This window comes from Pectobacterium sp. F1-1 (assembly GCF_025643735.1).
Classification (GTDB): domain Bacteria; phylum Pseudomonadota; class Gammaproteobacteria; order Enterobacterales; family Enterobacteriaceae; genus Pectobacterium; species Pectobacterium colocasium.
On sequence record NZ_CP104733.1, the window covers coordinates 3,041,683 to 3,060,137 of the forward strand.

An 18,455-nucleotide genomic window follows, 5' to 3' on the forward strand; every position below is an offset into this window, starting at 1 on the left:
ATCACTCTACGGGCCGTTGCTGCGCAACGTTGAAAAATGCTCTCTGCTTTTTTACACCTGTTTATCGGCAAGCTAAATGACAACCGCCTATCATATCTCGTCGTTATTCAGAATGGCTTTGAGATCCTGCTTGAGCAACGACATCTGGCTGGCGTATTTCTCTTTATGCTCAGCATCTTCAATTAGCTGCACTATCGTTTCTGACAAGGTCACTCCGCGTCGTTGAGCCAAAGCCGCGAGACGCTGCCAGACCAAATATTCCAGATCGATCGATTTCTTGCGCGTATGTTGGTGCTCTGCATTGAAATGACGTTTACGCCGTGCGCGGATCGTCTGCTTCATCCGATTTTCTAAGGTTGGATTCATACATTGTGCAATCCACTCCAGCACTTTCACCGGCTGGTTTTCCATTTTAAGCAATGCCTGTACCGCTTCGTCCGCAGCACTTTGCTCCAGAAAGCGCGTGATCTCTTCTCCCTCTCGGTGTTTTTTCACCAGGTACTTCCATTTCCACCCGCACTCAAGATTTTCTAGTTGTTGATATTTCATATTAAATTCTTCAGTGACCGCGTAACGTTACTTTCAGCATAACAGTTTTCCGCGATTTTAACCGCTTTCTGGCGATTTTTTGACAGCTTTTAAGACAATCAGCCAAGCACGGCTCGGGCTTCAATATGCTAAAGATGACGGGGAGATGACTCTCCTTATGTGCACTCGACATTATTCTTGTATAATCACGGTTTTCCATCAGACGATTACATTGATACTTTGACCAGTAACCGACTCTCATGGCAGCATTTACTGCCCAATAATACGCCTTATCAAACGCTATTCACTCAGGCAGCTCAGCTTGCTCCTGCTGAATTTTCCGCTATTCAGTCGCGTCTGGCAGACAGTCTGACGCTCTTTTGCCACCCTCGATCGCCTTCCCGCTTTATGCTGTTGAAAGCGCAGGAGAACGATGAATATATGGCATTGATCGCCCGTGCGCTAAGCGCAATCAGGCCAGACTCCGGGGCGATACATGGCAGTAAATATATCATTGAGGGTCGTCATATCCGGGTCGAACCAGCCACACAGCCTGCGGATAATTTTGCCGCACAGCAGTCCTGTGGCTACCAGGAATGGATCGAACCTGAACAGCTCTTCGGCTGTGTGCGCAGTTTTCACGATGAAATCACGCTGCATCCAGGACTGATTCATCAGGTTAATGGCGGTACGCTGATCCTGTCAGCCAGAGCACTGTTGGCTCAGCCTTTAATGTGGCTGCGTCTGAAGCAGATTATGGCTGAGGGACGCTACCGCTGGTTATCACCCGATGAGCGTAAGCCACTGCCCGTTGATGTGCCCCCAATGCCGCTTGATATTCGCCTGATTATTCTCGGTGACCGCGAGAGTCTGGCTGATATTCATGACATGGAACCGGAATTAGGCGAGCACGCAATTTACGGCGAGTTTGAAGCGCAATTGCAGTTGATTGAAACCGATGACATGGCGCGCTGGTGTGCCTACATCAATGCACTATGCAGCGAGAATCAACTACCGCTACTAGACGCTGATGCCTGGCCAGCCTTCGTCAACGTCGCAGTGCGCTACAGCGGCGATCAGGGTAATTTGCCATTATGCCCACGCTGGTTAATCAACCAGCTAAAATATGCTTCGCTGTATGCCAGAGATGGTCAGATCACGGAACAGGCGCTGGTTGATGCCGTTGCCGCGCGCCAGTGGCGTGAAGGCTACCTGCGTGAGCGAATGCAGGATGAAATAGAATTAGGTCAGATCCTGATTGAAACGGAAGGCGAAGTCGTCGGCCAGGTTAATGGCCTATCCGTACTCGAGTTCCCTGGCTATCCAGTTGCCTTTGGTGAACCAACGCGCATCACCTGCGTCGTTCACGCTGGCGACGGTGAATTCACGGACGTAGAGCGCAAAGCCGAGCTTGCTGGCAATTTGCACGCGAAGGGCATGATGATCATGCAGGCGTTCCTGATTACGGAACTGGAGCTCGATCAACAGCTTCCCTTCTCCGCGTCTATGGTCTTTGAGCAGTCATACAGCGAAGTGGATGGTGACAGTGCTTCTTTGGCAGAGCTATGTGCGCTTGTCAGCGCCCTCTCCTTACGGCCAATCAATCAGCAATTCGCAGTGACCGGTTCCGTCGATCAGTTTGGTCGTGTGCAACCCATTGGCGGCGTGAATGAGAAAATTGAAGGCTTCTTTGAGGTCTGCCAGCGTCGCGGATTGACGGGAACACAGGGCGTGATTTTACCGGTGGCTAACCTACGTCATCTCTGTTTACAAGAAGAGGTCGTTGACGCGGTGCGCCAAGGGAAATTCCATCTTTTCCCAGTAGAAACCGCGCCAGAAGCGTTGTCATTATTGACCAACTTCGCTTATGACGATGAGCAGCAGCCAAATCTGCTGGCCGCGATCCGTGAGCGTATTGGACAACTTGCACCGCAGGAACGCCGACGTTTCCCTTGGTTTTTCCGTTAAACCAACTGGTTCAACCAGACGTAACAGACTTGCCCAGCGTACAGCTGTACGCTAACCTGCGTGCTTCATTAAAATAAGGCTTACAGAGACCATGGTAGATAAACGCGAATCCTATACAAAAGAAGACCTCCTTGCCTCCAGTCGTGGCGAGCTGTTTGGCCCGCAAGGCCCTCAGTTACCCGCCCCTAACATGCTCATGATGGACCGCGTCGTTAAAATGACAGAAGACGGCGGTAAGTATGGCAAAGGCTATGTGGAAGCCGAATTGGATATCACGCCTGACCTGTGGTTCTTCGGTTGCCATTTCATCGGCGACCCGGTGATGCCTGGTTGCCTCGGTCTGGATGCCATGTGGCAGCTCGTTGGTTTCTATCTGGGCTGGTTAGGTGGCGAAGGTAAAGGCCGTGCTCTCGGCGTGGGTGAAGTCAAATTCACCGGACAAGTGCTGCCGACGGCGAAGAAAGTGACTTATCGCATTCACTTCAAACGTGTGATCAATCGCCGCCTGGTGATGGGTATTGCTGATGGCGAAGTACTGGTTGACGGTCAGCAGATCTATACCGCAGACGAACTGAAAGTGGGTCTGTTCAAAGACACCAGCGCTTTCTAAGCGTCAGATAGCACTGCGGGCGAAACACCTTTCGCCCGCGTTATCCGTTTTATCTCTTCAACACTATCTTATCCCAGCATAAACCACTCGCCCTATCATGACTAATGCCGATCGTTTAAGAATCGAGATACCGGGGGCTACCACGGTGCGAGGTATCCCTACGGGAACCTCATCACCGTGTTTCCCCCTAAATCCATGCTTAAGTGAACAGCATTACGCCCTATCATGACGGGCTTTTCAGCTCATTGGTGATCGACTGCCGTACATCTTGCGGTATCTTCAATTCGGTCGCTAACGCATCCAGATAGCTTTTCTCCATGAAGTGATCGACGTCAATGACGGCACAACTTAGGAAGTAGATCTCAAGTGCCTCTTCTTCATTCTTCACATCTTTCGCCAACAGAACCGGGTCAAGCGGCTGCTCTATCGCTTCCTGTACCCAGCGGTGTGCTTCACTGCCCAGTTGCAGTTGCTGAATGTTTTCATCAATACGCTGTTTCTCGGTGGTATCAATGTGGCCGTCACTTTTAGCAGCAAAAACCAGAGCCTGAATCAGACGACGGGCGCGGATAGTGTCGGCTGAGGATTGGGTGCCAAACTGCGGATCGTCCTGATGCGTGTCGCGAACGCGTTTCTTATACTGGTTCCACAACACCACGCCCGCCGCAGCGCTGCCGCCAATGATCAACGCATTCTTACCCAATGAGCCCATGATCTTCCGCGTGGATTTATTCGACAACAAGACGCCAGCCAAACCGCCCAGTGCAGCGGGCTTCAGCATGTCGCCCAAATTACCGTTTTTGCCCCCTTGATGATGATTCCCCTGCTTGCTACCGGAGTTTAATAAGCCCTGAATCTGTTGCAGCCAATTATTCATTTTCATTCCTCAAGGAAAAGTGACATCACTGATGGTGTTATCACCCATAGTAATCGTGCGGAAGGCCTTTGTTTGTCAGATTGTGTATAACAATGAAAAGTATGGACCACCCTTTCTGGGCAGCCCATCTGGCAATGCGAGGAGCGTTATGAAGCGGGTTTCAGCGGTGCTTTTCTGACCGGCGTGTTTCCCGACACGTAGTAACGCGCTTTGCTGCGCGGCAACGGCTGGCGACGGCGGATTCGGTCGGCAATCTTCTCGGCAATCATGATGGTTGTCGCGTTAAGATTCCCCGTAATAATCTGCGGCATGATGGAGGCATCCACGACTCGTAACCCTTCCATACCGTGGACCCGGCCTTGCCCATCAACCACCGCCATCTCATCTTCTCCCATCTTACAGGAACAAGAGGGATGGAATGCCGTCTCAGCATGGGTGCGGATAAACTCGTCCAGTTCCTCATCGGTCTGAACCTCTAACCCAGGGCTGATTTCTCGCCCACGGTATTTATCCAGCGCGGGCTGCGCCATGATTTCACGCGTAATGCGGATTGCATCGCGAAACTCCTGCCAGTCCTGCTCAGTCGACATATAGTTGAACAGAATGCTGGGGTGCTCACGGGCATCTTTGGATCGAACCTGCACACGCCCCCGACTCAGTGAGCGCATAGAACCGACGTGAGCCTGGAACCCGTGCTCTTTTACCGCGTTACTACCGTTGTAGTTAATCGCAACGGGGAGAAAGTGGTATTGAATGTTCGGCCAGGCGAACTCATCACGGCTGCGAATAAAGCCGCCCGCCTCAAATTGGTTGCTGGCTCCAACACCTGTGCCGTTAAACAGCCATTCCGCCCCGATTTTCGGCTGATTAAACCATTGCAGCGCGGGGTACAGCGATACCGGCTCTTTGCAGGCGTATTGCAAATACATTTCCAGGTGATCCTGTAAATTTTCACCGACGCCTGGCAAATCGTGCACGACGGGAATATCGAGACGCTGAAGCAGATCTTTCGGCCCCACGCCGGAACGTTGCAGGATCTGCGGCGAGGCGATCGCGCCTGCACACAATAGCACTTCGCGGCGTGCCTTTGCCGTCTCCGCATTGTCGCCTTTAAAGTAAGCCACGCCAATGGCGCGCTTTCCGTCAAAGAGAATCGTGTCGGTTAAGGCATGCGTCACGATGGTCAGATTTTACGGCCTTTTGCCTGATCCAGATAACCTCTCGCGGTACTGGCTCGACGTCCCTTAGGCGTAACGGTCCTGTCCATCGGCCCAAACCCTTCCTGCTGATAGCCGTTAAGATCGTCCGTACGCGGATACCCTGCCTGTACACCCGCTTCAACCATCGCGTGAAACAATTCGTTGTTGCCCATCTTCGGTGTGGTCACCGACACTGGCCCCGTCGCACCATGATAGTCATTCGATCCCACATCCCGCGTTTCTGCTTTGCGGAAATACGGCAGGCAATCAAGGTAACTCCAGTCCTCCAGACCCGGCATCGTCGCCCAGTGATCAAAATCCATCGCATTGCCACGGATGTAGCACATGCCGTTAATCAGCGATGACCCACCCAACCCTTTGCCACGACCGCATTCCATACGGCGATTATTCATGTGAGGCTCAGGGTCAGTCTCATAAGCCCAGTTATAGCGCTTCCCCTGTAGCGGGAACGCTAATGCCGCAGGCATTTGCGTGCGAAAATCCAACCGATAGTCCGGGCCACCCGCTTCAAGCAGCAGTACGCTCACGTCGCTTTCTTCTGTTAAACGCGTCGCCAGCACATTGCCAGCGGAACCCGCGCCGATAATGATGTAATCATATTCCATTAGGCTTTCTCCCCTTCGTTTAAAATACCGAGCGGAATTCACCCAGTTCAACCTGTACAGACTTAATTTGCGTATAGTGTTCCAATGTTGTTATGCCGTTTTCACGTCCGACACCCGAATGTTTGTAGCCGCCCACAGGCATCTCAGCCGGAGATTCGCCCCAGGTATTGATCCAGCAAATCCCTGCTTCAAGCTGATGAATAACCCGATGTGCCCGATTCAAATCGCTGGTCACGATGCCAGCCGCCAGCCCATACTCGCTATCATTGGCACGACGGATAACCTCATCCTCATCCTGATACGTCAGAATGCTCATGACCGGGCCAAAGATTTCTTCCCGCACAATCTTCATATCGTCCCGGCAATCTGTGAACACCGTCGGGGCAACGTATGCGCCTTGTGCATATTTCTCGTCAGTCATCGGTTCGCCACCCACCAGCACGCGAGCGCCTTCGCGTTTTCCACTTTCGATGTAACGCAATACGGATTCTTTGTGCGGGAAGCTAACCAGTGGACCAAAATTCACCTGTTCGTCAATCGGGTCACCGATACGGATGCGCTGAACGCGAGCCAGAATTTTTTCCTCAAACTGCGCCTGCAATGCCTGTGGAACGAAGACGCGCGTACCGTTGGTGCACACCTGTCCTGAACTGAAAAAATTCGCCATCATGGCGATATCCGCGGCCTTATCCAGATCGGCATCAGCAAAAATGATCAGCGGCGATTTCCCACCCAGTTCCATCGTGACCGCTTTCAAGGTCGAGCCGGCGGCATTGGCCATTACCGTTTTTCCGCTGGCGATCCCTCCCGTGAAAGAGACTTTGGCAATCCCCGGATGCATGGTCAGCGCCTGACCAACGGATTGCCCCGTTCCCGTCAGTACGTTGAATACGCCCGCGGGTAAGCCCGCTTCGGTATAGATTTCTGCCAGCTTCAGCGCGGTTAGCGACGTGACTTCACTGGGCTTGAAGATCATCGCGTTGCCAGCCGCCAGCGCAGGGGCCGATTTCCACAATGCGATCTGAATGGGGTAGTTCCAGGCACCGATGCCAGCGACCACCCCAAGCGGTTCCCGGCGGGTATAGACGAACGAGGTATCACGCAGGGGAATCTGCTGCCCTTCGATCATGGGAATCAACCCCGCGTAATATTCCAGAACATCCGCACCGGTCACGATATCGACGGTGCGCGTTTCTGAGAGCGGCTTGCCGGTGTCGTGCGTTTCAAGCAATGCGAGTTCATCATTGCGCTCACGCAGGATATCCACGGCACGGCGTAAAATACGCGAGCGCTCCATCGCTGTCATCGCCGCCCATATCTTCTGCCCTGCGGCGGCTGCGCTGACCGCTCGGTCAACGTCAGCAGCCGTGGCCGATTGAAGCTGGGCGATGATCTCACCGTTCGCGGGGTTCACCGCATCAAACGTATCGTCACCCGTGCTATCGATATAAGCGCCGTTGATATAAAGCTGTTGTAAACCGTAGCGAGACATAAATTCTCCTGTCTGGTGGCTGCCCGAATATGCGTTCCGGGCAGAAAAGGCAAAATGATAAGGAAGGATTAGGCGCGAGTGAGCTGCTGCTCGATATAGTCGTAGGCAATGCTCAACGCTTCTTCGCGGTTGAAGGCGTCATGACTTAGCGCACCGCGCAGCCACAGCCCATCGATCAGACCCGCCAACCCTTTTGCCGCAATACGCGCGTTATCCTTCGGTAAACAGCGGCTAAATTCGACACACAGGTTGGAGTAAAGCCGACGATCGTTCACTTGCTGTAACCGATGGAGCATCGGGGAATGCAGGCTACTGGCCCAGAACGCCAGCCAGGTTTTCATCGCCGCGCTATTCGTCTGGCTATCATCAAAATTTCCCTGAACAATCGCCCGCAAGCGTGCACGAGGCGTGTTTTCTGTCAGGCTCAACAGCCTTGATTTCACCGCCAGCCCCAGATGACTAATCAGGTAGCGCATCGTCGCTTCCAGTAAGCCATTTTTATCGCGGAAGTAATGGCTGATGATGCCATTCGACACTCCCGCACGTCGGGCAATCTGTACAATCGAGGCGTCGTGCATCCCCACATCGTTGATCGCGGCCAGCGTCGCTTCGATGAGTTGCTGCCGTCTGATGGGCTGCATTCCGACTTTAGGCACTGCATTTCCCCTTCATTTTTTCCCTTCATTTTTGCGTGATGAATCACGGTAAAAGACGATGATTCATGATCCGATTTATCCCATTAAACTTTTTTTTGATTGAACGTTCAATAAAAAATGAATATCTTTTATTGCTGAAAGGTTAAAAATCTGTATCAATTATCACGAAAAGTAGTTTGAGTTCAGACGATAACTCCAACTTAAAAAGAATAATTTCTTTTTGTTCTGATGACCTTCTTCAACGGAAAGCGTACTCAGCGGATGTCCTGCGCCCCATTCTTGGTATGCGCTAAGCACGCTTCGTGGAGAGAGGAATCAGAGTATCTGTTCACGTAACGCAAGGGATAACCATGCCAACATCAGAAACGACCACTCAACAGGATCGCCTGAATCCTGTCGTGTTCTACACATCAGCGGGACTCATCCTGACCTTCTCGCTGATGACCATGTTGTTTAACAAAGAGGCGAACGATTGGATTACCCACGCGCTTAACTGGGTTTCTGCGACCTTTGGTTGGTACTATCTGCTCGCCGCCACGCTCTACATCGTTTTCGTCATCTTCATCGCCTCATCTCGCTTTGGTTCGATCAAGCTCGGGCCAGAGCAGTCGAAACCTGAATTTAGCCTGATGAGCTGGGCCGCAATGCTGTTTGCAGCGGGGATCGGCATCGATTTAATGTTCTTTTCCGTCGCGGAACCCATTACGCAATATATGATGCCGCCGGAAGGACAAGGTCAGACGATGGAAGCGGCACGGCAGGCGATGGTCTGGACGCTGTTTCACTACGGATTAACCGGTTGGTCAATGTACGCGTTGATGGGTATTGCGCTTGGCTACTTCAGCTACCGGTATAATTTGCCGCTGACGATTCGCTCCGCCCTATACCCTATCTTTGGTAAACGCATTAATGGCCCGATTGGCCACAGCGTTGATATCGCGGCCGTACTCGGAACCATCTTCGGTATCGCCACCACGCTGGGCATCGGCGTCGTTCAGTTGAACTATGGTCTGAAAGTCCTGTTCCAGATCCCAGAGAACCTCACCGTTCAGGCCTCGCTCATCCTGCTTTCCGTGATCATGGCGACCGTTTCCGTGACGTCCGGGGTCAATCGCGGCATTCGCTTCCTCTCCGAGCTTAACGTCCTGCTTGCATTGGGTTTAATTCTCTTTCTGCTCTTCTGGGGCGATACCGAGTTTCTGCTGAATGCGCTGGTGCTGAACGTCGGGGATTACATCAACCGTTTTACGGGCATGACGCTCAATAGCTTTGCGTTCGATCGCCCAACCGAGTGGATGAATAGCTGGACGCTGTTCTTCTGGGCATGGTGGGTGGCGTGGGCACCGTTTGTCGGGCTATTTCTGGCACGTATCTCACGCGGCAGAACGATTCGACAGTTCGTTGTCGGCACGCTGATCATTCCGTTTGTCTTTACCCTGCTGTGGCTCTCCATTTTCGGCAACAGCGCGCTTTATCAGGTCATCCACGGTAATCTGGACTTTGCCAATGAAGTTATGCAGCACCCAGAGCGCGGCTTCTATAGCCTGCTGGCTCAGTATCCTGGTTTCAGCCTGAGCGCCTCTGTCGCGACCATTACCGGCCTGCTGTTTTATGTCACCTCTGCTGACTCTGGTTCATTGGTACTGGGTAACTTTACTTCTCGCCTTGGCGACATCAACAATGACGCGCCAAACTGGCTGCGGATTTTCTGGTCAGTCGCGATTGGCCTGCTGACGCTAGGTATGCTGATGACAAACGGCGTGTCAGCATTACAGAACACCACCGTCATCATGGGATTACCGTTTAGCTTTGTGATGTTCTTTATTATGGCCGGGTTATATAAATCACTACGCGTGGAGGACTACCGTAAAGCCAGTTCCTTACAAACCTCGGCACCAATGCCCATTTCAGGCGACGATCGTTTGAATTGGAAACAACGTATCTCACGCGTCATGAATTTCCCTGGTACAACGCATACACAGAAAATGCTGGATAACGTCTGTAAAGCGGCGATGGAGGATGTTGCACGTGAACTGCGCCTGCGCGGTGCCAGCGTTGAAGTCAACGAATTGCCACCTGTCGAAGATGAGCGCCTGAACCATCTCGAACTGCTGGTGGATTTGGGTGATGAACAGAATTTCCTTTATCAAATCTGGCCACAGCGCTATAGCGTCCCTGCCTTTACCTACCGCGCTCGCTCGGGGAAATCAGATTATTACCGCCTTGAGACTTTCCTGTTGGAAGGAAGTCAAGGGAATGACCTGATGGACTACAGTAAAGAACAGGTGATTAACGACATTCTGGATCAGTACGAGCGCCACCTGAATTTTCTTCATCTTAATCGAGAAGCACCCGGTAATACGCTAACCTTCCCGGATGCCTAACCCTACCCTATGGCGCTGAAATACAGCGCCATTTTTCAATAGGTTATACCTTTATTATCACTTTTCCGTTCATCATGTTTTTCCTGAATCTATGGGCTGTGCCGCATTCTTTGCTTCCACGATTTGCGCTTTATTTTTGAAACGGTATACTGCACACATCAAATTGAAATACAGTTTTAAAAAATGTATTTGTCCGTCACAAAAAAGGAACGAACATGAAAATTGCACTGATTAACGAGAACAGCCAGGCTGCCAAAAACGCCATCATCGCCGAGTCTCTGACCAAAGCGGTTGCACCGTTGGGCCACACTGTACACAACTACGGTCAATACGCCGTTGAAGATGCCGCACAGCTGACCTACATCCAGAACGGTATTCTGGCTGCAATCCTGCTGAACTCTGGCGCAGCTGATTTCGTTGTGACCGGTTGTGGTACGGGCCAAGGCGCGATGCTGGCGTGTAACTCCTTCCCTGGCGTAATCTGCGGTCTGGTTGTTGACCCATCTGATGCTTACCTGTTCTCTCAGATCAACAACGGTAACGCTGTATCTGTTCCTTACGCTAAAGGCTTTGGCTGGGGCGCTGAACTGAACCTGGAAAACCTGTTTACCCAGCTGTTCAAAGAAGAAGGCGGCAGAGGCTATCCGAGCGATCGCGTTGCTCCTCAACAACGTAACAAGAAAATCCTGGATGCCGTAAAAGAAGTCACCTACAACGACCTGATCACCATTCTGAAAGGCCTCGATCAGGATCTGGTTAAAGGCGCCGTTGCTGGTCCTAAATTCCAGGAATACTTCTTCGCTAACAGCAAAGACGAAGCACTGACCAGCTACATCAAAACGCTGCTGGCGTAATCGTCAACTCGCTGACAAACACACCACAGGCCATGGCGGTCTGTGGTTTTTTTATGCCCATTACCCACCCATTTTGCCTACATCTTAACGACACTATTACGCGGACTATCCGTTACCGTTCAATGCTTAGCCAGACGCACCGTTCGCGCTAAATACTGCTTGACCGGAGCTAAGCGACTCCCTATAGTAGCGCCCCGTTGCCCCTTGTAGGTAACCCCCGGTGAGGTGTCCGAGAGGCTGAAGGAGCACGCCTGGAAAGTGTGTATACGTGAAAACGTATCAAGGGTTCGAATCCCTTCCTCACCGCCATATAAAAGAAAACGCCCCTGACTCACGTCAGGGGCGTTTTCTTTTATGGTGATGGCACAGGCATTTTCATTCCTGTACCACACAGGCATCAACCATAGGCATGGAGCGTACGCTGGCACAAGGCCGAACGTACGCAATCCTCTTTACCGAAAGAGACCACGCCAATCATATCATCCTCAACAAAGCGCTCTAGTGCGTCGCGCAGGCCAGATTTCACCCCGGCAGGCAAGTCACACTGCGTCACATCACCATTGACAATAACCGTGACATTCTCGCCTAAACGCGTCAGGAACATTTTCATTTGGTTCACCGTCACGTTTTGCGCCTCATCCAGAATCACAACCGCATTTTCAAATGTCCGCCCGCGCATATACGCAAAAGGCGCAATTTCGACTTTGGCGATTTCCGGCCGCAAACAATACTGCATGAAAGAAGCCCCCAGCCGACGCAAAAGTATGTCGTAAACCGGACGGAAATAAGGCGCAAACTTCTCCGCAATATCTCCGGGTAAAAAGCCAAGATCCTCGTCGGCCTGTAATACCGGCCGCGTAACAATAATACGCTCAACCTCTTTATGGATTAGTGCCTCCGCCGCTTTCGCAGCGCTCAGATACGTTTTACCGCAGCCAGCTTCACCTGTGGCAAAAATCAACTGTTTGTTTTCTATCGCAGACAAGTAATGTTCCTGGGCAGCCGTACGAGCTTGAATAGCAGAATTATCGCGATTCTCACGCGCCATTCCGATTGCTTCAATCCCGCCCATCTGTACCAGAGAAGTGACCGATTCTTCCTCACGCTGACGATGGCTACGCGACTCACGACGAATAACGCGTTTTGCTTCACGACGAGCCTTGATCACTGCTTTTTGTCTTCCCATAGTGGCACCTTACAGTTTGTTTCACTTACCGCACTGGTCTACAGCGCGTGACGTTTAACTCACTACTGAGGTTAGGCTTCCTTATTAAGCCAATAGCGGACAGAAAATACACATGATTCATCCACGAACCGAGTGGAAAATGGACAATACATTGATGGATAGAAAGAGAAAATACACGGAAAGTTTGGGTAACCAGAGAATGGCACAGCGTTGAAAATAAGTGGGAGGAACATCCCTCGCATCGGCGAGTCAGCAGCGTAGAATCTTGACATCGACTACAAAGTCCAAAAAAGGACATTACCATTCGCGTTCCTCACTGTGACAACGACTATTCCACTGAATAATGATTGATCGCATCGTAGAACTACTGCTAACCATTGCCTGAAAATTAGTGCCGAATGATTTCAGTATTATGACAGTGCAATAATTTGCCCCTAGAATGCAAGCATTTTTTACACTGTCATAACATTTACGTATAGTCAGTATCCCATGGTTTGGCAATGTCAGCCTAAAAATGACGCATTATGTGCGTCAGAAATGCCGCTGCCAGTCCAGATATTGATCGTATTTTCGTAAGGCACTGCGGTAAATATTTTGCTCAATATCGGGAAGGTAATCACACACGCGCTGCTGTACCCCATCGCGGTGCCGGGAAAAGGTTTCTGTGGGATAGTTATTGGCAGCCAGCAGTTCGTCCAACCGCCGCAGGCGAATGACATACTCGCGCATCGTGCTATGGCGGACTTCAGTCTGCTCGATCAGATACTGTGTGAAAGCTTTAATATCGAAATAGCTAGCAGTCGTATTGCATAATATTTCGCTACAAAAGCGGCAGAGTGGGATTAATTCCTGTTGCAGACCGGACCATATTTCGTCATCAATAAGCCTGTCGATGCTGCCAATCGATTTTTTATTAATGAGCTGATTGCGAAATACCAGTGAAACGCGGTCGAGTTCTTTATCACACTGGGAACAGTTGGTCTGTCTGTGTTTGAAGTCTTTCAGATAACGGCTTAGCAGCTGTTTCTTCCGAATTGATGGGTGCATGAATCCATTCCATGACGATATATAACTTCAATGTGAAGCAATAGCACCTTCATTACACCAGAAATGTTGGAGTGCTAAAAACAGGTAGCATTAATCATTTAAATACAGACGAAAAACACTCATCAATATTCAAACGTTGCCATGATCCTGCGCTTCAGAGACTGAAGATATATTTGATAACAGTATTCCTACGCAGCGCAATTAAACATCGTTCATTAATTTCACGCGCAGGCGCTTTATCGCCTGGCTATGCAACTGACTGACTCTCGACTCCCCGACTTCGAGAACGGCACCGATCTCTTTCAGGTTCAACTCTTCCTGATAGTAGAGCGTCAATACCAATTTCTCACGCTCTGGCAGGCTTTCAATCGCGTCCATTACACGATGGCGCAAATTACCTTCCATCAGTTGATGCAATGGGTTCGCATCTTCATTGCCTTCCAGTAGAGCCTCTGCGCTGTCACCATGTTCTTCGCGCCATTCATCGTAAGAAAAAAGCTGGCTGTTGTTCGTATCCAGCAATATCTGACGATAATCCTCAAGCGTGATATTCAGGGCCTGCGCAACCTCCTGCTCCGTTGGAGTACGACCGAGCTGTTGTTCAGCCTGCTGCATTGCTTGTGCCACTTCCCGTGCATTACGCCGTACACTGCGTGGAGCCCAATCACGACTGCGTAATTCATCTAGCATCGAACCGCGGATTCGTTGAACGGCATAGGTAGTAAACGCAGTACCTTGCAACGAATCATAGCGCTCGACGGCACTGAGCAAACCGATACCACCAGCCTGTAGCAGATCGTCAAGCTCAACGCTCGCGGGGAGACGAACCTGTAAACGCAAGGCTTCATGGCGCACTAGTGGAACATAGCGCTTCCAGAGGGAATTCTTATCCATTGTGCCTTCGGCGGTATACAAATCGCTCACAGTGACAAATACCTACGATGATAATGTTATCGACACTATTATGCTTTTAGGTAGGGTAGCCAATCGTCTGAATAGCGTCAAAAAAGAAGGGTTATTCCTGCTATGTATGGCAGAATTTGGTAAAGAGTCTGCGGTGAGAAACACAAATGGTAGACACATAGGGTGTAATACGACACCAAATTTGTGATGTATCTCTACTTCTGAAGGGAGCAAATTTAGCGCAGACACAAATAGGTAAACCGCACTTCTCCCTCAGAGAGTCAACTGTAATGTGAAACGTTTAGTACCGGTAGATATAAGCACTAATGATGCCAAAGGCATTATAGTCAATAATATAAAAGTCTACGCGCATTCACTCGGCCCCTTTATCTATCGTCGATGGCGGGCAAGTATAAAATTGTTATCACAGATAAATTAATATAGTATTGAGAGATATCAAGCCTTTGAAAATGTGGTGTATAAATGATATCAGTCTGCATGATCGTGAAAAATGAAGCTTTGCACTTAGGTAACTCGCTGAAAGAAATTGCAAAGTATTTTGACGACATTGTTGTCGTTGACACAGGTTCGACCGATAACTCAAAAAATATCGCCAGAAGTTTTACTGACAAAGTTTATGACTTTGAATGGATATCAGATTTCTCTGCTGCGAGAAATTACTCACTGCAATTTGCCAAGTATGATTGGATTTTAGTTGTTGATGCCGATGAAGTGATTAATAAATTTGATGTAGCATTGCTTTCAGAGCTTATTAACACACATCCGACACAGGTAGGCGCTGTAGAAATTGCCAGCGTAACTAATGATGAAAGTTCGGAAGAAGCAGATTTAATTCAAGAACGTATAAGTCGCATTTTCAATAAAAATTATTATGAATTTTTCGGTATTATTCATGAACAAATTTATAAGAAAAATACGGGAAAAGCACCAGATGGACGTTTTGACGCCCCTCTATCCTTTATTCATAATGGTTACACAAAAGAAGTTATAGAAAACAAAAACAAGATCGCTCGAAATATTACATTACTCCAACACGCCATCAATAAAACAAGTGATGACGCTTACCTACATTATCAATTAGGAAAAAGTTACTATCTGGGGAAAGATTATGAGCGAGCAGCACAAAGTTTTGAAACATCACTACATCTACAAAAAGGTATGCATCAGGATTACAATGAAGTCCTGATTGAATGCTACGGTTATTGTTTAATTAACACCGCACAGTATGAAAAAGCATTAGAAATTTTACAATATGAAGATCTCTGCTCCTCAACCGACTTCATGTTTTTAAAAGCATTAATACTCATGAATAACGCTGATTTTCAGAATGCTATCAATGCATTTCAGCTCTGCACGAAGATGGGGCCAGGTCGAAAACAAGGTGTTGGAACGTATAAAGCCAATTACAACATAGCAGTTATATTGGAGTGTTTTGGTATGAAGTCTGAAGCTCTTGATTATTACCAACGATGCGGGAAGTATAAGTTGGCGCTTGATGGGATAAAAAGAATAAAATAGATAAAATCGCAACAGTATAAAAATCAGTTTCTTTTCTGAGTCAATAAAATCTGCCTATTAATCAGGTTTGATTTTAATTAATTCATTTCCGTGCATTCACACAGCACTTAACAATTTCATATTGATAGTATAATCATAAAGTGAAAAAACCCGATGCGAAACTCTGAGTTTTAAAATTTTCAGAGTGATAGTAATTAAACCAAACGTAATCTGACAGTTACCATTATAAATAATCAGTAACTGCCAGAGCTAATACACTTTATGCTTAAAATTCAGTAATCAAATATTGTCCCCACCCCTCCCATGTCCGCTTGCATTGTTCGTGCTAAACATTTTTCCTGAAGTGTAGTTGGTGTTTTTTCTAAAATAACTCTCATAAATGCAGCCGTGTGTTCTCGGCATTGAGAAAGATTTATATCAAGATAACATGATTCAATCATTTTGAATTTAAACTCAAACCAACCAAGATACCAGAACCAATCGGTGTAATATATCCATGAGTTAGAATTCAATGCTCTTACATGCGTAGGATCTTGCCAAGCCGTATCAGATTTTTCATATGGAACTTCGATAAAAAAACGCCCACCAACTCTTAGCAAAGAGAGGCAATTACCCATCATAGTAACAAGGTCTGGCACGTGTTCTAAAACATTGTTTGCATATATAAAGTCGTAATGATTTTCTTTAAATAAAACCTCTCCATAAAATGGAGACTTCTTAATGACTGGGAATGATTGTTCCCTGCTCAAATCTAGAATGACATCAGGAGAGGCACTCTTTGATATATCAATATTAATCCATCCTGGCTTATAATCTTTACCTGACCCTATGTGTATTTTTTTAATTTCATCAGAAATTCTTACAAAATTTATTTTATTTATAAGAGAATCACCCAGATCAATTATATTTTGATAATATGAAGAGACATCAACTAACTTAAACCGTTCAAGCTTAGCATAAACATCATCATAAAAACTTGATGTTCCGAATACATCCCTAAAGTAATTAACTAACTCATCCTCTTTAACAAAAACAACACTATCTTTATATTGAGTTGGGATAATTTCGTCATCATCAATCAATGAAATAAATGGCGTTGATTGTGATAACACATTGAAAGCCCTAACTTCTTCAAATAAAGAAGAATCATAATAGTGGCAATTGAATACACATTTTGCGTTTTTTATAAAGTAATCTTTCTCTGGCCCATATAATGGACTATCAAACGTACTAACTGAAAGACCGGTAGACTCTATAATTTGAATAATTCGCTTTCTTTTTTCATTCATAGACCCAATAAAGAGAATGTCAATCTCTCGATTTTCAATGGGCTGGACATCAATATCTAAGTAAGAAGCATAACCAAAAGGGACATGATATATGTTTTTTTTGTTTTTTAAATTATTAATATTCAAAACACTGTAATCAATAACTGTTGCTTCTTTTATTAACTCTTTATACTCATCACTTGCATTAAATCCACCATCAGTTAATTGTTCAAGGTTGACGAATAAGCAACAATATTTATTCCAATTTTCGGGTATAACATCATTCGCACCAAAAATGATGTTGATAGAATCGAAAACCAACCTATTTTTTGTTAATGTAACAAACCTTCCCATCTTTTCTATTTGATACTTATAAAATAGTGCTGCGTCTAAGAACCCAAGGCTACTCATATTACCAACATTCTGCATTATAACGATATTAACTTTAGTCTGAATCATAAAAATCCTGCCTTCTCTTTTAAAATAAAATAGATTATTTCTTAAAAAAAATGTTCACTTGAGTATACTTTGCTCTTATTCCTTTCAGCATAGCAATAACTTTCCCTTGATCCTTCTCCATAAATTCTATAGGAAAGCATCCATGTTTTTCTTTAAAAAACTCTACCGCAGCAGATCTTAAATCATTATAACCATCTTTTCGACATATTGTTGATTGAGACTCACTCCATTCCTCATCACCAATATATTCCCAAGAGTTAGGAATGTCTGGAAAATAGCCAAATTGTGGGTGCAACCCAGCCTTAAAAGCAGAAACAGTATGGTCAACATGTTCCATTGCGTTATAATAACCCTCATCCATTAAACCAATCTTATCCAAACATCTTTTGGTATAATACGAAATGCACCAACACAGAATCCATATAAAGGCAACTCCAGCCCTTCATATGCAACTTTCAGGTTTACAATAGGCTTTCCGTTTGTATCTTTATTATTATTACCATGTTGGCTAAAATTCAAATGCTGTATACCTGTTTTCTTTGAAACCGATATATAGGTTTCAAACACATTTTTGTCTTTTATAAAAACATCATCTTCGATCAAAAAGAAGTGTTCGACTTTTTTAGATTGAAGATACTTCAATGCTATATTTTTGCTTTTCCCGACACCTAAATTAACATGATTATGAATCACATTGCAGGAAATTGAATCAAACTGGTTATGTTTTTCTCCATCATTGACAATAACCAATTCATCTATAAAATCAAGAGGAAGAGAGTTATATAGTTTCGACAGCCCTTCTGGCCGATTATACGTCACTATACCAACACCGACCTTTTTATTTCCAATCATAATTCAC

General features: G+C 47.2%; 15 protein-coding genes, 1 tRNA gene and 1 pseudogene. 6 read left to right on the plus strand and 11 right to left on the minus strand.

The features are described from left to right. Positions 1-90: 90 nt before the first annotated feature. Complete coding sequence (gene matP / locus NAL19_RS13475) at positions 91-549, minus strand: macrodomain Ter protein MatP (protein WP_263057624.1); 459 nt, start codon at positions 547-549, stop codon at positions 91-93. 177 nt (positions 550-726) lie between these two features. Here matP and NAL19_RS13480 point away from each other — a divergent pair, with 177 nt between their 5' ends. Beyond that, positions 727-2,496: a Lon protease family protein gene (locus tag NAL19_RS13480; RefSeq protein ID WP_225085053.1), complete on the plus strand. Its 1,770-nt coding sequence runs from the start codon at positions 727-729 to the stop codon at positions 2,494-2,496. Positions 2,497-2,587: 91 nt separating this feature from the next. Next, positions 2,588-3,106, plus strand: coding sequence for a bifunctional 3-hydroxydecanoyl-ACP dehydratase/trans-2-decenoyl-ACP isomerase (fabA, locus tag NAL19_RS13485; protein ID WP_039353100.1), 519 nt, complete (start codon positions 2,588-2,590; stop codon positions 3,104-3,106). A gap of 223 nt (positions 3,107-3,329) precedes the next feature. Here the strand turns inward: fabA and NAL19_RS13490 are convergent, their stop codons facing one another. The 4 genes and pseudogenes from NAL19_RS13490 to betI form a co-directional block, all read right to left on the minus strand. After that, positions 3,330-3,983, minus strand: coding sequence for a tellurite resistance TerB family protein (locus tag NAL19_RS13490; protein WP_225085054.1), 654 nt, complete (start codon positions 3,981-3,983; stop codon positions 3,330-3,332). Between the two features lie 146 nt (positions 3,984-4,129). Next, positions 4,130-5,808, minus strand: a pseudogene (gene betA, locus NAL19_RS13495) (choline dehydrogenase). Positions 5,809-5,827: 19 nt separating this feature from the next. Further along, a complete protein-coding gene (gene betB / locus NAL19_RS13500; protein WP_263057625.1) occupies positions 5,828-7,300 on the minus strand; it encodes a betaine-aldehyde dehydrogenase in 1,473 nt (490 codons plus the stop codon). Between the two features lie 68 nt (positions 7,301-7,368). Further along, positions 7,369-7,956 (minus strand): transcriptional regulator BetI, encoded by a 588-nt coding sequence (gene betI, locus NAL19_RS13505; protein ID WP_225085057.1) that lies wholly within the window; start codon positions 7,954-7,956, stop codon positions 7,369-7,371. Positions 7,957-8,306: 350 nt separating this feature from the next. Between betI and NAL19_RS13510 the strand changes: the two genes are divergently transcribed. From NAL19_RS13510 to NAL19_RS13520, 3 genes are all read left to right on the plus strand, one after another. Further along, positions 8,307-10,340 carry a choline transporter gene (locus NAL19_RS13510; protein WP_263057626.1) on the plus strand — a complete coding sequence of 678 codons (2,034 nt, stop codon included), beginning with the start codon at positions 8,307-8,309 and terminating at the stop codon, positions 10,338-10,340. A 215-nt stretch (positions 10,341-10,555) separates the two neighbouring features. Next, complete coding sequence (locus NAL19_RS13515; RefSeq protein ID WP_263057627.1) at positions 10,556-11,194, plus strand: RpiB/LacA/LacB family sugar-phosphate isomerase; 639 nt, start codon at positions 10,556-10,558, stop codon at positions 11,192-11,194. 219 nt (positions 11,195-11,413) lie between these two features. Continuing rightward, positions 11,414-11,503, plus strand: a tRNA-Ser gene (locus NAL19_RS13520). A gap of 88 nt (positions 11,504-11,591) precedes the next feature. Here NAL19_RS13520 and phoH read toward each other — a convergent pair. The 3 genes from phoH to NAL19_RS13535 all read right to left on the minus strand — a co-directional run bounded on the left by phoH (position 11,592) and on the right by NAL19_RS13535 (position 14,351). Continuing rightward, the gene (phoH, locus tag NAL19_RS13525; protein WP_263057628.1) at positions 11,592-12,380 is read right to left on the minus strand and encodes a phosphate starvation-inducible protein PhoH; all 789 of its coding nucleotides are present in this window, start codon (positions 12,378-12,380) and stop codon (positions 11,592-11,594) included. Between the two features lie 531 nt (positions 12,381-12,911). Continuing rightward, positions 12,912-13,427, minus strand: coding sequence for a flagella biosynthesis regulatory protein FliZ (fliZ, locus tag NAL19_RS13530; RefSeq protein ID WP_263057629.1), 516 nt, complete (start codon positions 13,425-13,427; stop codon positions 12,912-12,914). Between the two features lie 201 nt (positions 13,428-13,628). Next, positions 13,629-14,351, minus strand: coding sequence for an RNA polymerase sigma factor FliA (locus NAL19_RS13535; protein ID WP_015840766.1), 723 nt, complete (start codon positions 14,349-14,351; stop codon positions 13,629-13,631). Positions 14,352-14,828: 477 nt separating this feature from the next. Between NAL19_RS13535 and NAL19_RS13540 the strand changes: the two genes are divergently transcribed. After that, positions 14,829-15,869 (plus strand): glycosyltransferase, encoded by a 1,041-nt coding sequence (locus NAL19_RS13540; protein WP_263057630.1) that lies wholly within the window; start codon positions 14,829-14,831, stop codon positions 15,867-15,869. A 272-nt stretch (positions 15,870-16,141) separates the two neighbouring features. Here the strand turns inward: NAL19_RS13540 and NAL19_RS13545 are convergent, their stop codons facing one another. The 3 genes from NAL19_RS13545 to NAL19_RS13555 are packed head-to-tail and all read right to left on the minus strand — an operon-like array spanning position 16,142 to position 18,448. Further along, the gene (locus tag NAL19_RS13545; protein WP_263057631.1) at positions 16,142-17,596 is read right to left on the minus strand and encodes a class I SAM-dependent methyltransferase; all 1,455 of its coding nucleotides are present in this window, start codon (positions 17,594-17,596) and stop codon (positions 16,142-16,144) included. Positions 17,597-17,630: 34 nt separating this feature from the next. After that, positions 17,631-17,957, minus strand: coding sequence for a hypothetical protein (locus NAL19_RS13550; RefSeq protein ID WP_263057632.1), 327 nt, complete (start codon positions 17,955-17,957; stop codon positions 17,631-17,633). Continuing rightward, a complete protein-coding gene (locus NAL19_RS13555; protein WP_263057633.1) occupies positions 17,957-18,448 on the minus strand; it encodes a glycosyltransferase family 2 protein in 492 nt (163 codons plus the stop codon). The genes NAL19_RS13550 and NAL19_RS13555 overlap by 1 nt, the downstream gene beginning before the upstream one ends. Positions 18,449-18,455: the final 7 nt, after the last annotated feature.

What these genes read in the sequence shown, in the direction of transcription:
- matP (WP_263057624.1), bottom strand. Translation starts at nt 549, where the DNA reads ATGAAATATCAACAACTAGAAAATCTTGAGTGCGGGTGGAAATGGAAG.
- fabA (WP_039353100.1), top strand. Translation starts at nt 2,588, where the DNA reads ATGGTAGATAAACGCGAATCCTATACAAAAGAAGACCTCCTTGCCTCC.
- NAL19_RS13490 (WP_225085054.1), bottom strand. Translation starts at nt 3,983, where the DNA reads ATGAATAATTGGCTGCAACAGATTCAGGGCTTATTAAACTCCGGTAGC.
- betB (WP_263057625.1), bottom strand. Translation starts at nt 7,300, where the DNA reads ATGTCTCGCTACGGTTTACAACAGCTTTATATCAACGGCGCTTATATC.
- NAL19_RS13510 (WP_263057626.1), top strand. Translation starts at nt 8,307, where the DNA reads ATGCCAACATCAGAAACGACCACTCAACAGGATCGCCTGAATCCTGTC.
- NAL19_RS13515 (WP_263057627.1), top strand. Translation starts at nt 10,556, where the DNA reads ATGAAAATTGCACTGATTAACGAGAACAGCCAGGCTGCCAAAAACGCC.
- phoH (WP_263057628.1), bottom strand. Translation starts at nt 12,380, where the DNA reads ATGGGAAGACAAAAAGCAGTGATCAAGGCTCGTCGTGAAGCAAAACGC.
- fliZ (WP_263057629.1), bottom strand. Translation starts at nt 13,427, where the DNA reads ATGCACCCATCAATTCGGAAGAAACAGCTGCTAAGCCGTTATCTGAAA.
- NAL19_RS13540 (WP_263057630.1), top strand. Translation starts at nt 14,829, where the DNA reads ATGATCGTGAAAAATGAAGCTTTGCACTTAGGTAACTCGCTGAAAGAA.
- NAL19_RS13545 (WP_263057631.1), bottom strand. Translation starts at nt 17,596, where the DNA reads ATGATTCAGACTAAAGTTAATATCGTTATAATGCAGAATGTTGGTAAT.
- NAL19_RS13550 (WP_263057632.1), bottom strand. Translation starts at nt 17,957, where the DNA reads ATGGATGAGGGTTATTATAACGCAATGGAACATGTTGACCATACTGTT.
- NAL19_RS13555 (WP_263057633.1), bottom strand. Translation starts at nt 18,448, where the DNA reads ATGATTGGAAATAAAAAGGTCGGTGTTGGTATAGTGACGTATAATCGG.